Annotated in this window: 11 protein-coding genes; 4 read left to right on the forward strand and 7 right to left on the reverse strand. The window is 65.2% G+C overall.

Annotated features, from left to right (window positions below):
- Positions 1-18 precede the first annotated feature (18 nt).
- Positions 19-657, forward strand: coding sequence for a hypothetical protein (locus tag B3T77_RS13310; protein ID WP_292080188.1), 639 nt, complete (start codon positions 19-21; stop codon positions 655-657).
- On the opposite strand, the gene B3T77_RS13315 is transcribed toward B3T77_RS13310, so the two are convergent.
- The 4 genes from B3T77_RS13315 to B3T77_RS13330 form a co-directional block, all read right to left on the reverse strand.
- Complete coding sequence (locus B3T77_RS13315) at positions 658-2619, reverse strand: sialate O-acetylesterase (RefSeq protein ID WP_292080189.1); 1962 nt, start codon at positions 2617-2619, stop codon at positions 658-660.
- A gap of 291 nt (positions 2620-2910) precedes the next feature.
- On the reverse strand, positions 2911-5847 hold the full coding sequence (locus B3T77_RS13320; RefSeq protein WP_292080190.1) for a TIM-barrel domain-containing protein: 2937 nt from the start codon (positions 5845-5847) through the stop codon (positions 2911-2913).
- A 29-nt stretch (positions 5848-5876) separates the two neighbouring features.
- A complete protein-coding gene (locus B3T77_RS13325) occupies positions 5877-7523 on the reverse strand; it encodes a DUF5597 domain-containing protein (RefSeq protein ID WP_292080191.1) in 1647 nt (548 codons plus the stop codon).
- 73 nt (positions 7524-7596) lie between these two features.
- Entirely contained in the window at positions 7597-10491 is a 2895-nt protein-coding gene (locus B3T77_RS13330; RefSeq protein WP_292080192.1) for a TonB-dependent receptor, read from the reverse strand.
- A gap of 285 nt (positions 10492-10776) precedes the next feature.
- Between B3T77_RS13330 and B3T77_RS13335 the strand changes: the two genes are divergently transcribed.
- Together B3T77_RS13335 and B3T77_RS13340 are read left to right on the forward strand one after the other, a co-directional pair.
- Positions 10777-12288: a tryptophan halogenase family protein gene (locus B3T77_RS13335; RefSeq protein WP_292080193.1), complete on the forward strand. Its 1512-nt coding sequence runs from the start codon at positions 10777-10779 to the stop codon at positions 12286-12288.
- Entirely contained in the window at positions 12285-13796 is a 1512-nt protein-coding gene (locus B3T77_RS13340) for a tryptophan halogenase family protein (RefSeq protein WP_292080194.1), read from the forward strand. The genes B3T77_RS13335 and B3T77_RS13340 overlap by 4 nt, the downstream gene beginning before the upstream one ends.
- Positions 13797-13891: 95 nt before the next feature.
- Here B3T77_RS13340 and B3T77_RS13345 read toward each other — a convergent pair whose 3' ends face one another.
- The 3 genes from B3T77_RS13345 to B3T77_RS13355 all read right to left on the reverse strand — a co-directional run bounded on the left by B3T77_RS13345 (position 13892) and on the right by B3T77_RS13355 (position 17321).
- Positions 13892-15697, reverse strand: a complete 1806-nt coding sequence (locus B3T77_RS13345; protein ID WP_292080195.1) for an IlvD/Edd family dehydratase — start codon at positions 15695-15697, stop codon at positions 13892-13894.
- Between the two features lies 1 nt (position 15698).
- Entirely contained in the window at positions 15699-16448 is a 750-nt protein-coding gene (locus tag B3T77_RS13350; protein ID WP_292080196.1) for an SDR family NAD(P)-dependent oxidoreductase, read from the reverse strand.
- 99 nt (positions 16449-16547) lie between these two features.
- Positions 16548-17321 (reverse strand): IclR family transcriptional regulator, encoded by a 774-nt coding sequence (locus B3T77_RS13355; protein WP_292080197.1) that lies wholly within the window; start codon positions 17319-17321, stop codon positions 16548-16550.
- 184 nt (positions 17322-17505) lie between these two features.
- Between B3T77_RS13355 and B3T77_RS13360 the strand changes: the two genes are divergently transcribed.
- Complete coding sequence (locus B3T77_RS13360) at positions 17506-19080, forward strand: sodium/sugar symporter (protein WP_292080198.1); 1575 nt, start codon at positions 17506-17508, stop codon at positions 19078-19080.

The raw sequence follows: 19080 nt of genomic DNA on the forward strand, positions 1-19080 counted from the left end.
GACGGGAGGAGAAACGCCATGAAGACGCTGAACAAGGCCGCCCAGGCCGGGATGGCGGCGGGCCTGCTGCTGGGCGCGCCGGCCATGGCCCAGACGGAGCCCGCAGCCGCACCGGCGCCCCCACCGGTGCCCCCACAGGCGCAACGGTCCACGATGGCCGACAAGCTGATCAACTCGCCCTTCGTGCAGAACTGGAACACCTGGGGCCTGACGCCCAGTCCGACGCCGCACGATGTTCAGGGCGTCACGGGCGGCAAGGCCCTGACCAGCGATGTCAAACGGGCGGGCGACCCCTGGTCGGTCGGGGCGGTGATGACGAACTCAGGCGCGATCAAGGCCGGAGACGTGCTGCTGCTGGGCGTCTGGGTGCAGGCGACCCAACGGCCCGAAGGCCAGAGCGAGGCCCGCATGCCCGTCGTTCTGCTGGAGGCGCAGGGTGAGCCGAAGGTCGCGCTGGCCCAGGCGTCGAACGTCGCCGTCGGAGAGGGCTGGACGATGCTCTACGCCTCGGGCGTGGCCCCGAAGGACGTCGCACCAGGCGAGAGCAGTATCATCCTGCAGATGGGCCAGGCCGTGCAGACGCTGGAGCTGGGTCCGGCCCTGCTGTTCGACTTCGGGCCCGACTACGATCGGGCGCGGTTGCCGCAAAATCCCTGATCAGCGGATCTCCGCCTCAAACGGAACCGCCGGGAGACCGGCGGCGCCGTAAAGGTTGCAGACTGGACTGTCAGCCCAGCAGAAGCGGACCTTGAGGTCGGTCGCGCTGGCGGACGGCAGCACCACTTCGTCTTGTAAAAGCGTGGCGTCGACGAAGCGACAGGCGTTGTCGGCCCCGCACAGCTCGAACCCGAGGGGGCGGTTGGAGCCATAGGCGATCAGCTGAGCCGAGGCGGCGTAGCGGACGTGGACGCCATCGGCGGCGCGGGTCACAGACACCGGCTGCGGCGAGACGGGCTGCGCCTCTCCTTCGAGACGACGGGCCTCCAGCGCCAGGCGGCGCCCCACTTCCAGCTTGTTGGTGGGATGGATGTCGTAGCGGTCGCCGATGTCGATAGCGACGGCGAGGCCCGCCTTAGGATCGGCGTTGACGACCGTGCGCTGGCTTTCGCGCAGGGCCGCCCAATAGGAGTTGGTCGGCTGGCTGGCCATCGGGCCGAAGTTCGCCAGTTGCACGACCAGCATCCGCATCTCGGGGTTTTCGAACCGGGCGCGCCAGTCGGCGAACAGGGCGGGCAGCAGACGACGGTAGCCGACATAGTCGCCGATGTTCGACTCGCCCTGGTACCAGGCCATGCCCTTCAGGCCATAGGCGCCCAGGGGTTCGATCATGCCGTTGTACAGGGTCGTCGTCCCGCTGCCACCGATCCAGGGCGTGCGCGGGGGATTGGGCAGGTCGCCCAGCGGGGCGGCGACCCGGTGACGCCAGCCCGACGACAGGCTGACGGTCGTGCCGTCTGCGAGCACCAGGCGCTTGTTCGCCGCCGGTCCCCAGGCGCCGCCTCCGCCGTTCGTGTCCAGCACGCCGACCGCGATCAGGTTACGGCCGGCCTTCAGCGTGCCGGCAGGTACGGCGTAGGTGCGCGGCGTATCCCAGCCCTGCTGCCCGCCAATGTATTGGCCGTTGATCCAGGTGACGTCGGCGTCGTCCACGGGCCCCAGCTCCAGCGTCGCGGCCTGACGGGCCTGGGCGGCGGTCAGTTCGACCTCCTTGCGCAGCCAGACGATGCCGTCGAAGGTGGCCAGCCCCGGCACGGTGGACTCCCAAAAACCCTCGGCCAGGATCGGCGCCCAGTCGGCGTCGTTCGTGCGCGCCAAGTGCCAGCCCTGTTTCGTGCCGGGATCGTTGGTCCGCCACCAGTCCTGGGTCACACGACGCCAGATCGCGTCGCCTTGGCCCGGATCACGGGCGTAGGCGTCCAACGCCTTCAACGCCTCCTGATGCCCGCCCAGCTTTTCGACGGCGTCGCGGCTCAGCCAGTCCTCGATGATCGACCCGCCCCAGGAGGCGGCGATCAGGCCGACCGGCACGTCTTCGGCACGACGCAGGTCGCGGCCCATGAAGTAGCAAGCGGCCGAGAAGTCGCGCACGCTTTGCGGGCTGGTGACGCGCCACTGGCCGACGGCGCGCGGAGCGACGGACGGCGCCGGCAGGCTGGAACGACCGACCAGGAAGAGGCGGATCTTGGCGTCGTTCGCGGCGCCGATCTCGCTCTCTGCGTTCGTGGCCTGACGGACGGCGAACTCCATGTTCGACTGGCCCGAACACAGCCAGACATCCCCAATCATGATGTCGGAGACGCTCTGGCTCGCGCCGGCCGACCGGGCCGTCAGGACATAGGGGCCGCCGGCGGTCAGGGTCGGAAGGGTCGCACGCCAGACGCCGTTGGCGCCGGCCGTCGCCTGGATCTGCGCTTGACCCAGGCTGACCGAGACGGCGGCGCCGGGCGCGGCCCTGCCCCACACCTTGATCGGACGGCCGCGTTGCAGGACGGCGTGGTCCTGGAACATGGCGTCGAAAAGAGCGGGCGTGACGACCGTCTGGGGCTGGACCTGCGCCTGGACGGGCGAAGCCCCTGTGAGCGCGGCGACAGCCGCGGCGGCAAGCAAGAACGAGCGCATCCGCGCCTCCTGTCTGTCCGCCGCAGCGGAAGGTTCGAAATTGCACTGCACCCCGAAATGGCGTGCAAAGTGCAAGACAGTGCAATTTCCGGCCGTCCGACCATCAGCCGGAAGGCCGAGTGAATTCTTCGCCGCCGTCGGGATCGGGGGCCGAGGATGTCAAAGATCAGGTCCCGATCATAAGGCCGCTGGACACCCTGTATGGGAAGCGCCCCGATCTTTCTTCAAAGTCTCGTCAAGACAACAGGTTGAGCATCGACATCGTGTCCGATGTCGATGCTCTGTCTCGATCTAGCGCCGAACCTCCACAGCCTGGCCATTGTATTGGATCGTCCTGGCCGGAGCCGCATCGAAGTTTCCGACATCAGCGCCCGGCCCGTTGACGAAACGCACATTGATGGTGCGATTCGTCGGCATGGTCGGATACGAACCCGTCCGCGCACCGATGGTCAGGACACCGGTCGCGTCGTTCCAGGTCATGGGGATGTTGGAGAACTCGCCCCTCTCATAGGCGTAGGTCGTGCCCTGATCCTCATACAGGGAGAAGGAGCCGTTGGCGCCGGTGTAGACGATCAGCGTCAGTGGGCCGTCCAGCTTTTCGGCCGTGTACTGGATTGCCGGACCAGTGGGCAGGATGGAGCCGGCGCGCACGAAGACCGGGATCTTGTCCTCGGGCGCCTGAACCGTCGCCGACCGGCCGCCGGTGTATTTCTGGCCCGTCAGCATGTCGTACCAGTCGGCCCCTTGCGGGAAATAGACCGAACGGCTGCGCGCCTTGTATTCCGTTACCGGCGCGACCAGCAGGGCGTGGCCGAACAAATACTGGTCGTTGATGTCGCGCGCCTTGAGGTCGGACGGGAAGTCCATGACCAGGCCGCGCATGATGGTGGAGTCACGCTGATAGACGTCGCCGGCCAGACTGTAGATGTAGGGCATCAGCCGGTAGCGGGTCCGCAGCTGGGCGGCGTAGGCGTCGTAAAGCGGCGTGCCGGGCTGGGCCAGGTTATAGACCTCACGCAGCGGGAACTCGCCGTGCGAACGGAAGATCGGCGACCAGGCGCCGAACTGGAACCAGCGCAGGTTCAGCTCGTCCCACTCGGCCTTGTCCTCGGGCTTCATGCCGGCGGGATTGGAGTAGCGCGCCTCGACCGAGAAGCCGCCGATGTCATGGGTCCAGTTGGCCAGGCCCGACAGGCCGGTGTTCACGCCCGCCGAGATCTGGTCCTTCAGATTGTCCCAGCGCGCCACCACGTCGCCCGACCACAAGGTCGAGCCGGTGCGTTGCAGGCCGCCCCAGGCGGAGCGGGTCAGGATGTAGGTCCGCTCGTCGCCCTTTTCACGGCGGAAGTTGTTGTAGACGTTCTCGGCGTTCACCAGCGGATACGAGTTGAAGACATAGGCGCCCGGACCGATGGCGGTCGGTCCCATCCGCAGGGTGCGCTCGGGAATGTCCAGGTTGGAGTGCATGTCCGGCTCGACCGAATCCAGCCACCAGCCGTCGAAGTTCATGCCCTTGAAGCTGTCGGACATCTGCTTCCAGTAAAGGTCGCGGGCGGCGGGCAGATAGGGGTCGTAGAAGCTGTTGGCGTAGCCGGGTCCCACCCAGTCGCGCGCACCGACATCGACGTTGCGGGTATACATGCCGCCGATCGCGTCCAGCTGCTTGTAATGCTCGGTCGTCGGATAGAACTTCGGCCAGACCGAAATGATGATGTTGGCGTTCATGTCGTGAACGTCCTTGACCATCTGGGTGGGGTTGGGGAAGCGCGCGGGATCGAACTGATGCGAGCCCCAGGCGTTTTCAGGCCAGTAGAACCAGTCCTGAACGATGTTGTCGATCGGCAGGCCCAGCTCGCGATAGCGCCGTACGACGCCGGTCACCTCGTCCTGGGTGTTGTAGCGCTGGCGGCTCTGCCAGAAGCCGTAGGCCCAGCGGGGCAGCATCACCGACTTGCCGGTCAGACCGCGATAGTTCGAGATCACCCCGTCCAGATCGTCGCCGCCGATATAGTAGTAGTCGATGGCCGTGCCGACTTCCGAGGCCAGGCTGAGCGCGCCCTGATCGGCGGCGGGTAGCGGGTCCTGGTGGCGCAGCGAGATATAGCCGTCTTCAGGGATCCATTCGATCTTGATCGGCACGCGCGTATTGGCGGCCATCTGGACCTGGAAGTCGTGATCGAACGGATTCCAATTCTGGCGCCAGTTGTCCTCGACCATCCGCCCGTCGATCCAGACCTTGGCATAGCCAGAGGAGTAAAGGCGGAACTTGTGCAGGCCGGCGGTCGCAGTTTCCAGCGTGCCTTCCCAGACTACCTTGACGCCCGCCTGGCCCGGCTTGCCCATGTCGCCGGTCTGGACCGGCTGGCCCGGTTGCGACTTGAAGCCCTCGGGCCAGCGCGACCATTCGCGGATGAACTCGTAGTTCACCTCGGTTTCCTGACGCTGAACCTTGAGCTGGTCGTTCTGATAGTAGCTGGCGGTCAGGCCGCCGAACCGGCCCGTGGCGTCGCGCACGATGAACTGGTCGGCGATCATGCCGTAGGGGCGCGGGTCGCCGAAACGGGTGATCGAGTTGTTGTCCCACAGGACGCCGTAGTTGCGGCTGGATACGACCAGCGGAATGCCGACGTCGATGTTGTGCTGGGCCAATAGGACGTCGTGGCCCTTGTAGTTCACCACGCCCTGCTGGTGCTGGCCCAGGCCGTAGAAGGCCTCGTCGGCCGGGCTTTCCCAGACTTGGCGCGTGGCCAGGAAGCGGTGGTCGCCCTTCTGGTCCTCAACCGTGACGGGGCTCAGCTCGCGGCTGCCGGCCCGTTCCTTCAGCACCTCCTGGCCGTTCTCGTCGAGGAAGCGGACGGCACCGGTTTCGCGCGACACTTCTGCGGTCGCCTCGGCGGTCTTCAGCACGACTAGGTCGCCGCGGGTCTCGACCTGGAACGGCGTCGTGGTCGAGGGCTGGGCCGTGACCATCAGGCTGGCCGGCAGGTCGAAGTTCGCATTCTCGGTCGCGGTGACCCGGATCGTCTCGGGACCATAGACCTCCAGCCGCACGCGGCGGGCCGCGCCCTCGGCCGGGGTGACGACAATGCCGGTCGCCGTGCGTTCGAACGCCGCCTGCTGGATGGCCCCGGCGGAGGCGCCGTTCATCAGCCCCTGCCCTGCGCAGGCGGCCAGGGGGGCGGTCAGCAGGGCGGCCAGGAACAGGCGGCGGGCGAGGGTCGGGATCATGGCGGGCGCTCGCGTTACTCTTGCAGGGTTCAGTAGGTGGCCGTGACGACGCGCAACAGCTGCGGTCGGTCGGTGGAGAAGTTCAGCCCATAATCGACCTGGTCGCCGTTCCAGATGCGTTCAAACACCCATTTGCCGGCGTCGTCGAAATGGCCTTCCTCGACCCGCAGGATCATGCGGCGCTTGCCGTCGCTCGAAGGCTTGGCGGCGAAGTCGATGCGGATGCGATGCCCGGCCAGGATGAACTGACCCGGCTCGATCTCGGCGATGGCGATGGCACCGTTGGGCTGGGCCGAGGCGGCGGGCACGTCATTGGGATCGATGGGCTGGCTGCTCGGTCCGAACTGCCAGCGCTGATAGCCGGTTGTGGCGGTCCAATCGCCCAGGTCGATGACCTCGGGCTTGCGGTCGTCGGGTTCGGCTGCGCCCCAGACCTTGCCCTCGAAGGCCAGTCGCGCCCAGGTCCGCTGCCACGGGCCGATCAGGCGATAGAGATCGCGGAACGGCTCCAGCGTCGTCTCGGTGATCTCCTTGGCGCCCAGCGGATAGTTGGAATAGCCGGTGTAATCGATGCCGAAGGGCGAGAAACCGATGCCGCCCCGGCCCAAGGTCTCCATCAGATAGCGGGCGTATTGAACGTCGCTGCCGGTTTCGGCGACGAACAGGGCGTTGTCGGGCCGCGCATAGCGATCCAGATGGGCTTCGTATTCGCCCGACTTGCGCGTGTAGATGTCCGGCGACAGGAAATCGATGGACGGGGCCGCGGCCTGCCAGACCTCGATCACGTTCCAGGTCGGGCCGCCCGAGGCGTAGGTGGCGGGATCCTGATCGTTCGTCGGGTCGCGCAGGGCGGCGTTGACGTACATCGGCAGCGGATATTCCGCCTTGCCGGCGGCGGCGACCTGACCGACGTAATGGCCGATGGACCAGGCATGGAAGAACTCGTCCGCATCCTTGCCGAAGACGGCGGACCAGGTTCCGGGCGCCTTGCCGGTGCGGTCCAAGAGGGCCTGGGGCACGGGGCCATCGAAGGCGGCGCGGGCGGCGGGGGAGTAGTCACGAACGGGGCCGTAGGTGCCGACCTCGTTCTCGGGCTGGACCATGATGACGGTGCGTTTGCGCTCGTCCACCTGACGGATGTGGCGCATCAGGGCGGCGAAGGCGCGGGCGTCGGCGGCCAGAGTCTCGGCGCCATAGGGCGACAGGGCGTAGCTTTCCTTGCCACTCTTCTCGATCAGATGCGGGAACCGCTCGGGGTTCAGCTTGACCCAGGCGGGCGCATAGGCCGGGGCCGTGTTCTTCCAGGTGGCGAACCACAGGAAGACCACGCGCATGTCGTTGGCGCGGGCCTGTTCGATGGCGTGATCGACGAAGGAGAAGTCGAAACGCCCCTCCTCCGGCTCGATCTGTTCCCAACCCAGCGGGATCTGGACCGTATTGGCGCCGATATAACGGAGCGCCGGCCAGGCCTGGGCCAGGGGCGCCGGATAGTTGGACGAGTTGTTGACCTGTCCGCCCAGGATGGTGAAGGGCGCGCCGTCCACCATCAGAGCGTGACGGCCATTCTGTTCAACCAGTTGCGGAATGGGCGACTGGGCGAGAACCGACGAAGCTGCGGCGGCGACCAGGGTCGCGGCCGATAAGGCTGCGGCGAACCCGCGTGTGAAATAGCCCATCGCCGCCTCCCAACGTCGACAAGAAAAAGATCGGGGCGCCGACGACCGCCGGCGCCCCGTTGTCAAAGCCCGATCAGAAGGCGGCGCGCAGCACCACCGCGATCCGGCGGTCGGTATCGACCCAGTTGTAAGGCGGTTTGCGGGTCTCGCTGCCCACCTTCAAGATCGTCCGTTCGTTCAGGATATTGGTCGACTGAACGCCGATCTTGATGTCCTTGGTCAGGTTATAGAAGATCGAGCCATCCAGTTGGCCGTAGTCGCTGGCCCACACCGGGGCATTCACGTTCGCCGCCGAGGTCGTCAGCAGATATTCCTCGCGCCAGTTGTAGGCCAAGCGCGCGGAGATGCCGTACTTCTCATACAGAATGGCGGCGTTGTAGCTGGTGCGAGACATGCCTTCGAGCGGCAGGGTGCTGTCCGAGGCGGCGCCGTTCTGGGTCGTGTCCAGGATGTTCTGGCTGGTGTTCTTGCCGCCGTCCGAGCTGATGTAGGTGAAGTTGCCCTGGAAGCCGAGGCCGCTGAAGGCGCCCGGCAGGAAGTCGAAGAACTGCGAATAGGCCAGCTCGAACCCGTCCACCGTGCCCTCGGCGCCGTTGGTGTAGCGCGTGATCAGGAAGTCGTAGGTGACGCCGCCGTTGGTGATCGACTGCGTTTCCGTGCCGGTGAAGATGTAGTCCTTGATGTCCTTGTGGAAGGCCACGAACGTCAGGCTTCCGGTGGGCGCGAAATACCACTCCAGGCTGGCGTCGTAGTTCGTCGCCGTGATCGGACGCAGCGCCGGATTGCCGCCCACGCCGGTGAAGGGCGTGGTTGGGTTCAGGGTGTAGCCGTCGGGCTGGAAGTTGATCGACAGGTTGGTGAACGGCTGGAGCTGATACATCTCGGGCCGCACCATGGCGCGCGAGATCGCAAAGCGAGCCTGCAGGGTGTCGCTGAGGAACCCACGCAGGTTCAGGCTGGGCAGCCAGTTGGTGTAGCTGCTTTCGACCGGCTGTCCGTCCAGGGATCCGCCGTTCACGAACCGAACCGCCTGATTGAAGGCCGCACAGTTGGCGCCCGGCGCGTTGGCTGGCGGACAGGCGCCCTGGATGGACGGCAGCGTGGTCACCGTGTTGGAGGTGGTCTTGGTGTCCACGGCGCGCAGGCCGATGTTGCCGTCGAAGGCGCGGCCGAAGAAGCCGGTGTCATTGCCGAACCGGGCATAGACGTAAGCGGCCTGCGTCTTCTCGGTCAGCTCCGTGATGCCGCCGTTGCCGCCGCCAAGGCGATAGCTTTCATAGTCGTCGCTGAGCGGCGTCCAACCCCAGCCCGAGCTCTCTGTGTTGCGCAGGATATCGTAGGCATAGGCCGTGCCCTGGTTCAGCAGGCTTTCAGCCGGGAACCACGCCACGCCCGGAACCGGCGCATCGCCGCGGAAGAAGTTGTCGAAACGATAGAGGGTAGACGAGTTCGGCAGACGCGGGTCCTGCGTGCCGCCCGGATAGCCCGTGTCGTCCAGATAAACGACTGCGCCGCCGCCGTTGCCCCAGTACTGGTTGGACAACAGGCCCCAGTTATAGCCGGTCTGGCGGTTGGTGTAGTTCTTCTCGGTGCCGCGAACGCCGAAGGCGACGGATTTGAAGAAGGACGAGTTCTCGTCGAAGTCGTAACGGGCGTCCAGGCGACCCGCCAGTTCGTCGGCTTCGTTGTCCTCGATGTGATCCATGGCCGCCGCCCACCAGTAGGCGGACTTGTCTTCAGGCGTGCCGCCGGTGGAGGTCACGGTCGGCAGATCGCCGTCGATGGTGATCGACAGGTCCGGACGGTTCTGAAGCTGAGTGAAGGCCGTCATCGAATAGATTTCGGCCGAGGACTTCACATATTGCAGATCGCCCGAGAACGACCAGGCGCCGCCAGGCGTGTACTGGAAATTCAGCGCGACATCGCTGGTCTTCTTGGTGTCGTCGCCGACGCGGGTGTCGGTGTTCCAGGTCGCGGCCGGAATATTGCCGCTCAGGAAGACGTTCTGGTCGTCATACCGATAGCTGGAGTTGGGCGAGACGATGCTGTCGGTGCCCAGCGCATATTCGACATTGTAGGCGTCGGCCTGCGAAGCCAGACCCTGCAGGGTGAACAGCCACTGATCGTTCGGGCGCCATTGGGCGGCCAGTGCGACGGCGGTGCGCTTCTGCTCCCAGTCGATCGTGCGCCAGCCCAGATATTTGGGCACGAACACAGTCTCGCCAGCCGTTCCCGAACCATCGGTGCTGGCGTTGCCGGCGTTGAGGGTCACGGGATCATAGCGGTCGACCGAGATCGAATCCGTGCGGTTGCCGACGTTGGAAACGCTGACGTTGGCCAGCAGGCCGATCTCGCCGATGCCGGTTTGCCAACGATCGGTCGCCAGGATGCTGCCCGACCAGAAACCTTTTTCGGACAGGTCGCCGTAGTTGTAGTCGGCGTTGATCGCCAACAGCGGGTCGCTGTTGTCGAAGGGAACCCGGGTCCGCAGATTGGTCGTGCCGGCGATGCCGCCCTCGATCATGTTGGCGGCGACATTCTTATAGACGTCCACGCCGGCGAGCAGGTCCGCCGACACGTCCTCGAAGCTGAGCCCGCGACCGTTCGAGGCCGAGAAGATGTCGCGGCCGTTGGTTTCGGAACGCACCCACGACAGGCCGCGGATGAAGACGCCGCCGCCCTCTGCCGCCAGACGGGCCGGATCGCGTGCGGCGTTCGTGCGCTGAAGGGTGACGCCTGGAATGCGCTGCAAGGCCTCCGACACCGAGCGGTCCGGCAGGGCGCCGATATCCACGGCGGTCACCGAATCGACGATGACCTCTGAGTTCTTCTTGATGGCCTGGGCCGAGCGGAGCTGGGCGCGGATGCCGGTGACCACGACCTCATCGACCGTCGTCGCATCATCCGACTGGGCCGGGGCCTGTTGGGCCAACACGGCGGTCGGCAGCGTCGCCGCGACCGTAAGCAAGGATGCTCCGCAAAGCAGAGCGACGCGACGAACGTGATTTTGACGAGACATCGGTCTCAGAACCTTCCTGCTGGTCGCGCCCGTCGCTTATTGACGACGTAGGGCGACATCCCTCCCGACGTGAACTCACCCACCCTTCGATGGCATGATCACCTTTCAAGGATGCACAAGTTTTCATGAGCTGAAAAGCATTTTCTGTTAGCGCTACCACAATAGCGCCGCGACGATCCTTGGCTATTAGATGCCGACACAGGATCCGCGCCAAGCGGGCGACGGGGAAGAAGCATGAGCGACCAGCCAGAACCGGTGCACCACATCGCCATCGTGGGCGGCGGAACGGCGGGTTGGATGGCCGCCGCCGCATTGGGCCGAGCGTTCACCCGCGCCCAGGGTCTGGCCTTAAGGATCACCCTGCTCGAATCGGAATCCATCGGCACGGTGGGCGTGGGCGAGGCCACGATTCCGCCCATCCGACAGTTCGTCCAGACGATCGGGCTGTCCGAGGAGGATTTCATCCGCTCGACGGCCGCGACCGCCAAACTGGGCATCGCCTTCAAGGACTGGATTGCGCCGGGCTCGGAATATTTCCACGGCTTCGGCGACTATGGTCCGACCGTCGCAGGACAAGCCTGGCGGCAATATCTGTTTCGCCTGAAGGCCGCCGGTCGGATCGACAGCCTTGATCCCTGGTCCATGCCGACCGCCATGGCCCGCGCCGGCAAGTTCGCCCCGCCGGTCGAGGACAGCCGTTCGGTGCTGTCCCACTATTCATACGCCTATCAGTTCGACGCCGGCTTGTTTGCACGGCGGCTGAGGACGTTGGCGGAGACGATGGGCGTCGTCCGGCGCGAAGGGCGGATCACGGGTGTGGATCGTAACGGCGAGACCGGTCTGGTGCGAGCCGTGACGCTGGAAGACGGCGGCGAGGTCGAGGCAGGCCTGTTCATCGACTGCTCGGGTTTCCGAGGCCTGTTGATCGAACAGACGATGCGGGCGGGATACGAGGAGTGGACGCACTGGCTGCCGTGCGATCGCGCCGTCGCCGTGCCGTGCAGTTCGACTCTGGCCCCCGAGCCCATCACCACGGCGCGTGCGCGAGAGGCCGGCTGGCAATGGCGTATTCCGCTGCAGCACCGGGTCGGCAACGGCTATGTCTATTCCAGCGACCATGTGGACGATCAGACGGCGCTGGACGACCTGCTAAGTCAGATCGAATCGGAGCCGTTGGCCGAGCCCAATCGGTTGAGGTTCGTCACGGGGCGGCGACGCGAGGCCTGGAAGGGCAATGTGGTGTCGCTGGGCCTGGCGTCCGGCTTCGTCGAACCGCTGGAGTCCACCAGCATCAACCTGATCCAGACCGGCATCGGGCGGTTGCTAGAGATGTTCCCCGACCGCCGTTTCGATCCGGCCCTGATCCGCGAATACAATCGACGCTCGGCCCAGGAGTTCGAGCGCATCCGCGACTTCATCATCCTGCACTATCATCTGGCCGGTCGCGCCGGCGCGATGTGGGACAGATGCCGCGAAACGGCGCCGCCCGATACGCTGATGGAAAAGATCGAGCTGTTCCGCGCGCGTGGCGAGGTCGGCCTGCTGGAGGACGAATCCTTCCGCGAAGACAGTTGGGCTGCGGTGTTCACCGGCCTGGGCACGTGGCCCAAACAGCCTTCGCCCCTGGCCTGTCTCGACGATCTGGAAACCGTGGATCGACAGGCCCGGCAGTTCGCGCAACTGATTGCGCGGGCGGCGGCCGCCCTGCCCGACCATTCCACCACCTTCACCGGTTACGCACGATGATCCCTGCCCCACTGAAGCGTATTCTGATCGTCGGGGGCGGCACGGCCGGCTGGATGGCCGCCGCCGCACTAGCGCACGTGACGCGCGGCACGGTGAAGGTCGAGTTGGTCGAGTCCGAGGTTATCGGCACGGTCGGCGTCGGCGAGGCCACCATTCCGCCGATCCTGCTGTTCAACCAGTTGCTGGGCATCGACGAAAACGAATTCATTCGCGCCACCCAGGGTACCTACAAGCTGGGTATTCAGTTCAACGACTGGTTCCAGAAGGGCCGGAGCTATTTCCACCCGTTCGGAACCTATGGCACGCGCATCGACGCCGCCTCCTTCCACCAATATTGGCTGAGGCTGAACAAGGCGGGGCTGGACGACGACCTGGACGCCTATTCCGTCACGACCATGGCGGCGCGCATGGGCCGGGTCACCCGGCCTGACGCCGACCCGCGCGGCGCCGGCTCGCAAATGACCTACGCCTTCCATTTCGACGCCGGCCTGTACGCGCGCTTCCTGCGCCGGCGCGCCGAGTCGCAAGGCGTCGTGCGTCATGAGGGCAAGATCGCCGACGTGCGCCTGCGCGACGGCGACGGCTTTATCCAGTCGGTGCGATTGGATGACGGCCGCGAACTTGAGGCGGACTTCTTCATCGATTGTTCTGGCTTCCGCGGCCTGCTGATCGAAGGGGCGCTGAAGACGGGCTACGAGGATTGGACCCACTGGCTGCCAGCGGATCGTGCGGTGGCCATGCCCTGCACCCGGGTCGGCGATCCGACGCCCTATACCCAATCGACGGCCCTTGAAGCGGGGTGGCGCTGGCGCATTCCGCTGCAGCACCGCACCGGCAACGGCTATGTCTATTGCAGCCCCTTCATCTCGGACGACGAGGCTCAAGCCAAGCTGCGCGCCTCCCTAGACGGCGAGGCGATGGCGGAACCCAACTTCCTGCGCTTCACCACCGGTCGCCGAAAGAAGACCTGGAACAAGAACTGTCTGGCTTTGGGCCTGGCGTCGGGCTTCCTGGAACCGCTGGAATCGACCTCCATCCATCTGGTGCAGTCGGGCATATCCAAGTTGCTGCTGCACTTCCCCGACACCGGCTTCGCCCAGGCCGATATCGACAACTACAACCGCATGATGCGGCTGGAAACCGAGCGCATCCGCGACTTCATCATCTTGCACTATCACGCCACGGCGCGCGACGACTCGCCTCTGTGGCGCCACGTGCGGACCATGCCGATTCCCGAGACGCTGAAGCAGAAGATGGATCAGTTCCGCAGCCGGGGCCGCATCTTCCGCTACGAGGACGAGCTGTTTCAGGAGACGAGCTGGATCGCCGTGCTGCTCGGCCAGGGCGTCATCCCCGAGCGACACGATCCGATCACGGAGACCATTCCTCTGGAGCAGGTCCAGCAATGGTTGCAGAAGATGAAGGCGATGATCCAGCAGGGCGTCGCGCGGATGCCGACCCACGAGGCCTTCATCGCCGCCAACTGCAAGGCGCCGCCGCTGCAGTGAGGCGGCGACGCCTAGAACGAAATCCCGGAGCCTGATGCGCGGCGTCAGCGGAATCGCGAAGCGATCCAACCTCAAGCGATCACGCTCTAGGGCCGTCAGTGGTTGTCGCGCGGCAGGCCGATGGTGTCGACGATGCGGTGGTATTTGACGGCGGGCTCCAGCACGGCGCCGGTTTCCAGCTGGCCGACCACGTCGCGCTGCATTTCCTGCCAAGGGGTCTGGGAGGCGGGGTATTTGTAGCCGCCGCCTGCCGCCTCGAACGCCTGGCGACGCTCGGACAGTTCCGCGTCCGAAATCAGGATGTCGGCGCGGCCGGTGTTCAGATCGATGCGGACCCGGTCGCCGGTCTTCAGCAGGGCGATGTTTCCACCCGCCGCCGCCTCGGGCGAGGCGTTCAGGATCGAGGGCGAGCCGGAGGTGCCGGACTGGCGCCCGTCGCCGATGCAGGCCAGGGCACTGACGCCCCTTTTTATGAGGTATGCCGGCGGGCGCATATTCACGACCTCGGCCGCGCCCGGATAGCCGATGGGGCCGGCGCCGCGCATGAACAGCAGGGTCTGCTCGGTGATGCCCAGGCTCTCGTCGTCGATGCGGTGGTGATAATCCTCGGGCCCGTCGAACACGACGGCCGGGCCTTCAAAGGCATTCAGATCGTCGGGGTTGGACAGATAGCGTTCGCGGAACTCGTCCGAGATCACGCTCAGCTTCATGATGGCCGAGTTGAACAGATTGCCGGTGAAGACCACGAAGCCAGCGTCGGTCTTCATCGGGGCGTCGAAGCTCTTGATGACATCGGGCAGTTGGATCTCGGCGCCCTTGCAGTTCTCGCCGATGGACTTGCCGGTGACGGTCAGGGCGTCCTCGTTGATCAGCCCCTGTTTCATCAGTTCGGAGACGACGGCGGGGACGCCGCCGGCATGGAAATAGTCCTCGCCCAGGTATTCGCCGGCGGGCTGGAGGTTGACCAGCAGCGGCACGTGCAGGCCTTCGGTCTGCCAGTCATGCAACGGCACATCGACATGGGCGTGGCGGGCCAACGCCGTCAGGTGGATCGGGGCGTTGGTCGAGCCGCCGATGGCCGAGTTGACGACGATGGCGTTGTGAAAGGCTTCCTTGGTCAGGATATCCGACGGCTTCAGATCCTCACGCACCATCTCCACAATGCGCAGGCCCGTCTCGTAAGCGACCTGGGCGCGCTCGCGGTACGGCGCCGGAATGGCGGCCGAGCCGGGCAGCGACATGCCCAGCGCCTCGGCCAGCGAGTTCATCGTCGTCGCCGTGCCCATGGTGTTGCAATAGCCGACCGACGGGGCCGACGAGGCTACCAGTTCGATGAAGCCGTCGTAGTCGATCTCGCCGGCCGCCATCATCTGACGCGCCTTCCAGATGATGGTGCCGGACCCGGTGCGCTCGCCCTTGTGCCAGCCGTTCAGCATCGGGCCGACCGACAGGGCGATGGCGGGAATGTCCACGGTGGCGGCGGCCATCAGACAGGCGGGCGTGGTCTTGTCGCAGCCGATGGTCAGGACGACGCCGTCCAGCGGATAGCCGTAGAGGCTCTCGACCAGACCCAGATAGGCCAGGTTGCGATCCAGACCGGCGGTCGGGCGCTTGCCGGTTTCCTGGATCGGATGGACCGGGAACTCCATGGCGATGCCGCCCGCCTCGCGGATGCCTTCGCGCACCCGCTCGGCCAGGACCAGATGGTGACGGTTGCAGGGCGACAGGTCCGAGCCGGTCTGGGCGATGCCGATGATCGGCTTGTTCGACTGAAGCTCTTTTCGCGTCAGGCCGTAGTTCAGATAGCGCTCCAGATAGAGCGCCGTCATGTCCGGGTTCTCGGGATTGTCGAACCAGGCGCGGCTGCGGAGCGGCTTTGCGGTCTTGGAATTGTCGGTCATTTCAGGTCCAGCCGCCATCGACGACATAGTGTTGATTGGTGATCGCCCCCGCCTCGTCCGAACACATGAAGACGACGACGCGGGCGATGTCGTCCGGCACGAGCCGGCGCTTGAGGCACTGGTTGGCGTAGATGTCTTTTTCGGTTTCCGGCGTGACCCAGAGCTCGAGTTGCCGCTCGGTCATGATCCAGCCGGGCGCGACGGCGTTCACCCGAACGCCGAACTGGCCGAAGTCGCGGGCCAGCGAACGGGTCAGGCCGATCACCGCCGACTTGCAGGCCGTATAGGCGGCCATGCCGCCTTGGCCGATCACCCAGGAGGTCGACCCCAGATTGACGATGGCGCCCTTGCCCGTCGCCTGCATGTCCGGCAGCACGGCCTGTGCGGCGAAGAACTGGTGCTTCAGGTTCACGGCCATGCGGCCGTCCCAATAGTCCTCTGTCACGTCCAGCGTGGCGTGACGCTCGTCGTGGGCGGCGTTGTTGACCAGGATGTCGATGGGGCCGAAGGCGTCACGCACCATGCCGATGGCGGCCTTTAGCGCAGGAATGTCGATCAGGTCGCAGGCGACTAACAACGCCTCCTGCCCCAGGTGGGCCTGTAGCTTGGCCCCGCGTTCGGCGTCGATATCCAGAAAGCCAACCCGTGCGCCCTGGGCGTGGAAGGCGCGAACGATGCTCTCGCCGATGCCGCCGGCGCCGCCGGTGACGACGACGGTCTTGCCCTTCAGGTCGGAGTAGATGGCGGCCATGAATGCAGCCCTCCCCAGGGCGGAGGACCTTCTGTGCGGCCCAAGACCTTTTCACAAATGAAACTTGTTGCCGTCAACAAAAAATAGATAGCGGTAGCATCAAGCTTGGGAAACGGCGCCCATCTGATCCGAAATCAACTCTGCGGCCCGCACCAGCAGCGCCGCCGCCTCGTCCTTGGTGCAGATCATCGGGGTCTGTTCTATGAAAGGCGTAATCAAGGTGGCGATCACGCCGTCCGCCCCCATGATGGGCGCCACCAGATCGGTGACGCCTTTCACGAAGTCGCTGGCCCGCTCCACATAGGCGCCTTGGGTCATCGCTTCCGAGCGGGCGGCGAACTCGTTCACCGCTTTTGCTCCGAACAGGCCAACCAATGTCTCGTTGAGGTGCGCCCGCGCCCGTTCATTGGCCCGCGAATAGAACATCAAGCCCGAGGTGGCGTGCAGGATGCTGCGCCGGTAGCCGATCCGCACCGAATAGCCGAGGTCGCCGGGGCTCTCGATCCGGGCGATGACCACGATCTGATCGCCGGACGGCACAACAAGGTGGCACGACTGCATCGTCGCCGACGCCAGATCGCGCATGGCCGGCATGGCGACATCGACCAGCGACTTGATCGGCGCCTGGGTCATGCCCAGCGTGAACAGACGGTTGGTCAGACGATAGCCGCCCGAGGACTGTTCGATATAGCCGCGGAACTCCAGCACCTGAATCATACGGAACAGTTCGCTGACGGAACGTCCCAAGGTGACGGACATCTGCGATGGCGTCATCGGCTCGCCTTGTGCCGACAGCAGTTCAAGAACGTCGAGGCCCTTCTCCAAGGCGGGCGCGCGATATTTGCGATCGTCGGCGGCGTCTTGGTCTGTCATGGCGTTCCTGTCGCTTGAGCCCGTCGTTGTCCCCGCAGCCACCACGGTGGGCGGGCGCCAAGGGCGATCGATGCATTATTGCAGGTAAAATAAGCAAGCGTATATAAAAATTCGTTGCGGCTGGCCGGGGGCTAACCTAGGCTTCGACCTGAGCCCGAACACGGGCGCATCGGGGGAATGTATTATGTCGCTCGCGGGTATCGATCTGGCGATTCTGGCGATCTACGCCATCTTCATCTTCGGCCTGGCCCAGTGGGTCTCGCGCAGCAAGGCGGGCGAGCAAAAGACCTCCACCGACTATTTCATGGCGTCCAGGAGCCTGCCCTGGTGGGCCATCGGCGCCTCCCTGATCGCGGCCAACATCTCGGCTGAACAGATCATCGGCATGAGCGGCTCGGGCTATGTGATCGGCCTGGGCATCGCCTCCTATGAATGGATGGCGGCGCTGACCCTGCTGATCGTGGGCAAATTCTTCCTGCCGATCTTCCTGCGCAACGAGATCGTGACCATGCCGCAGTTCCTGCAGCAGCGGTACGGGCCGACGATCCGCAACGTGATGGCCGTCTTCTGGCTGCTGCTCTACGTCTTCGTGAACGTGACCTCGATCCTGTGGCTGGGCGCGATCGCCGTCCACACCGTCACCGGCTTCAACCAGGACTACGCCATCGTCGCCATCGGCGTCTTCGCCCTGGTCTACCAGCTGTGGGGCGGTCTGAAGGCCGTGGCCCTGACCGACATCGTCCAGGTGGCCCTGCTGGTCTGCGGCGGACTGATCATCGGCTTCATCGCCCTGTCGACGATCGGCGGCGCGAGCGGCGCGGCGGCGGGCTTCCACACCCTGATCACCCAGTTCCCGGACAAGTTCGACATGATCCTGTCCAAGGACAATCCCCACTATCAGGAGCTGCCGGGCATCGCCGTTCTGCTGGGCGGCCTGTGGGTCATGAATATCAGCTACTGGGGCTTCAACCAGTACATCATCCAGCGCGCCCTGGCCGCAAAGTCCCTGCCGGAAGCGCAGAAGGGCATCGCCTTCGCCGCCTATCTGAAACTGCTGATGCCAGTGATCGTGGTGCTGCCGGGCATGGCCGCCCTGATCCTGGCTCCCAATCTGTCGGCGCCGGACCAGGCCTATCCGACGATGATGAACCTGCTGCCGGTCGGTTTGAAGGGTCTGGTCTTCGCCGCCCTGATCGCCGCCATCATCGCCTCGCTGGCGTCCAAGGTGAACTCGATCTCGACCATCTTCACCCTGGACCTCTACGCCAAGATCAGGAAGGACACGCCCGAGCATCAGCTGGTCACGGTCGGCCGCATCGCCGCCGTCGCCGCCGTGATCATCGGCATCCTGACCGCCCGCCCGCTGCTGGGCGGCTTCGACCAGGCGTTCCAGTTCATTCAGGAGTTCACCGGCTTCTTCACCCCTGGCATCGTCGTCATCTTCATGCTGGGCCTGTTCTGGAAGCGGGCGTCCGAAGCCGGCGCCCTGACAGCCGCCATCGGCTCGGTCGTGCTGTCGGCCATCTTCTGGTGGTTGCAGGAAACCGGCCAGTTCATCTTCCCCTTCATGAACCGGGTCGGCGTCGTCTTCGTCGTCTCCCTGATCGCGGCGGTGATCGTGTCCCTGCTGGTCCCGGCCAAGCCCGACGCCATGAAGATCAAGCTGGACCAGATCAGCTACAAGACCTCGCTGGGCTTCAACCTGGCGGCGGTCGGCGTGATCGCCTTCCTGATCCTAGTGTATACGATCTGGTGGTGA

It is taken from the genome of Brevundimonas sp. UBA7838 (assembly GCF_002500885.1).
GTDB lineage: Bacteria > Pseudomonadota > Alphaproteobacteria > Caulobacterales > Caulobacteraceae > Brevundimonas > Brevundimonas vesicularis_C.

Coding starts and splice junctions, on each gene's coding strand:
- B3T77_RS13310 (WP_292080188.1), top strand. CDS start 19: ATGAAGACGCTGAACAAGGCCGCCCAGGCCGGGATGGCGGCGGGCCTG.
- B3T77_RS13315 (WP_292080189.1), bottom strand. CDS start 2,619: ATGCGCTCGTTCTTGCTTGCCGCCGCGGCTGTCGCCGCGCTCACAGGG.
- B3T77_RS13320 (WP_292080190.1), bottom strand. CDS start 5,847: ATGATCCCGACCCTCGCCCGCCGCCTGTTCCTGGCCGCCCTGCTGACC.
- B3T77_RS13325 (WP_292080191.1), bottom strand. CDS start 7,523: ATGGGCTATTTCACACGCGGGTTCGCCGCAGCCTTATCGGCCGCGACC.
- B3T77_RS13335 (WP_292080193.1), top strand. CDS start 10,777: ATGAGCGACCAGCCAGAACCGGTGCACCACATCGCCATCGTGGGCGGC.
- B3T77_RS13340 (WP_292080194.1), top strand. CDS start 12,285: ATGATCCCTGCCCCACTGAAGCGTATTCTGATCGTCGGGGGCGGCACG.
- B3T77_RS13345 (WP_292080195.1), bottom strand. CDS start 15,697: ATGACCGACAATTCCAAGACCGCAAAGCCGCTCCGCAGCCGCGCCTGG.
- B3T77_RS13350 (WP_292080196.1), bottom strand. CDS start 16,448: ATGGCCGCCATCTACTCCGACCTGAAGGGCAAGACCGTCGTCGTCACC.
- B3T77_RS13355 (WP_292080197.1), bottom strand. CDS start 17,321: ATGACAGACCAAGACGCCGCCGACGATCGCAAATATCGCGCGCCCGCC.
- B3T77_RS13360 (WP_292080198.1), top strand. CDS start 17,506: ATGTCGCTCGCGGGTATCGATCTGGCGATTCTGGCGATCTACGCCATC.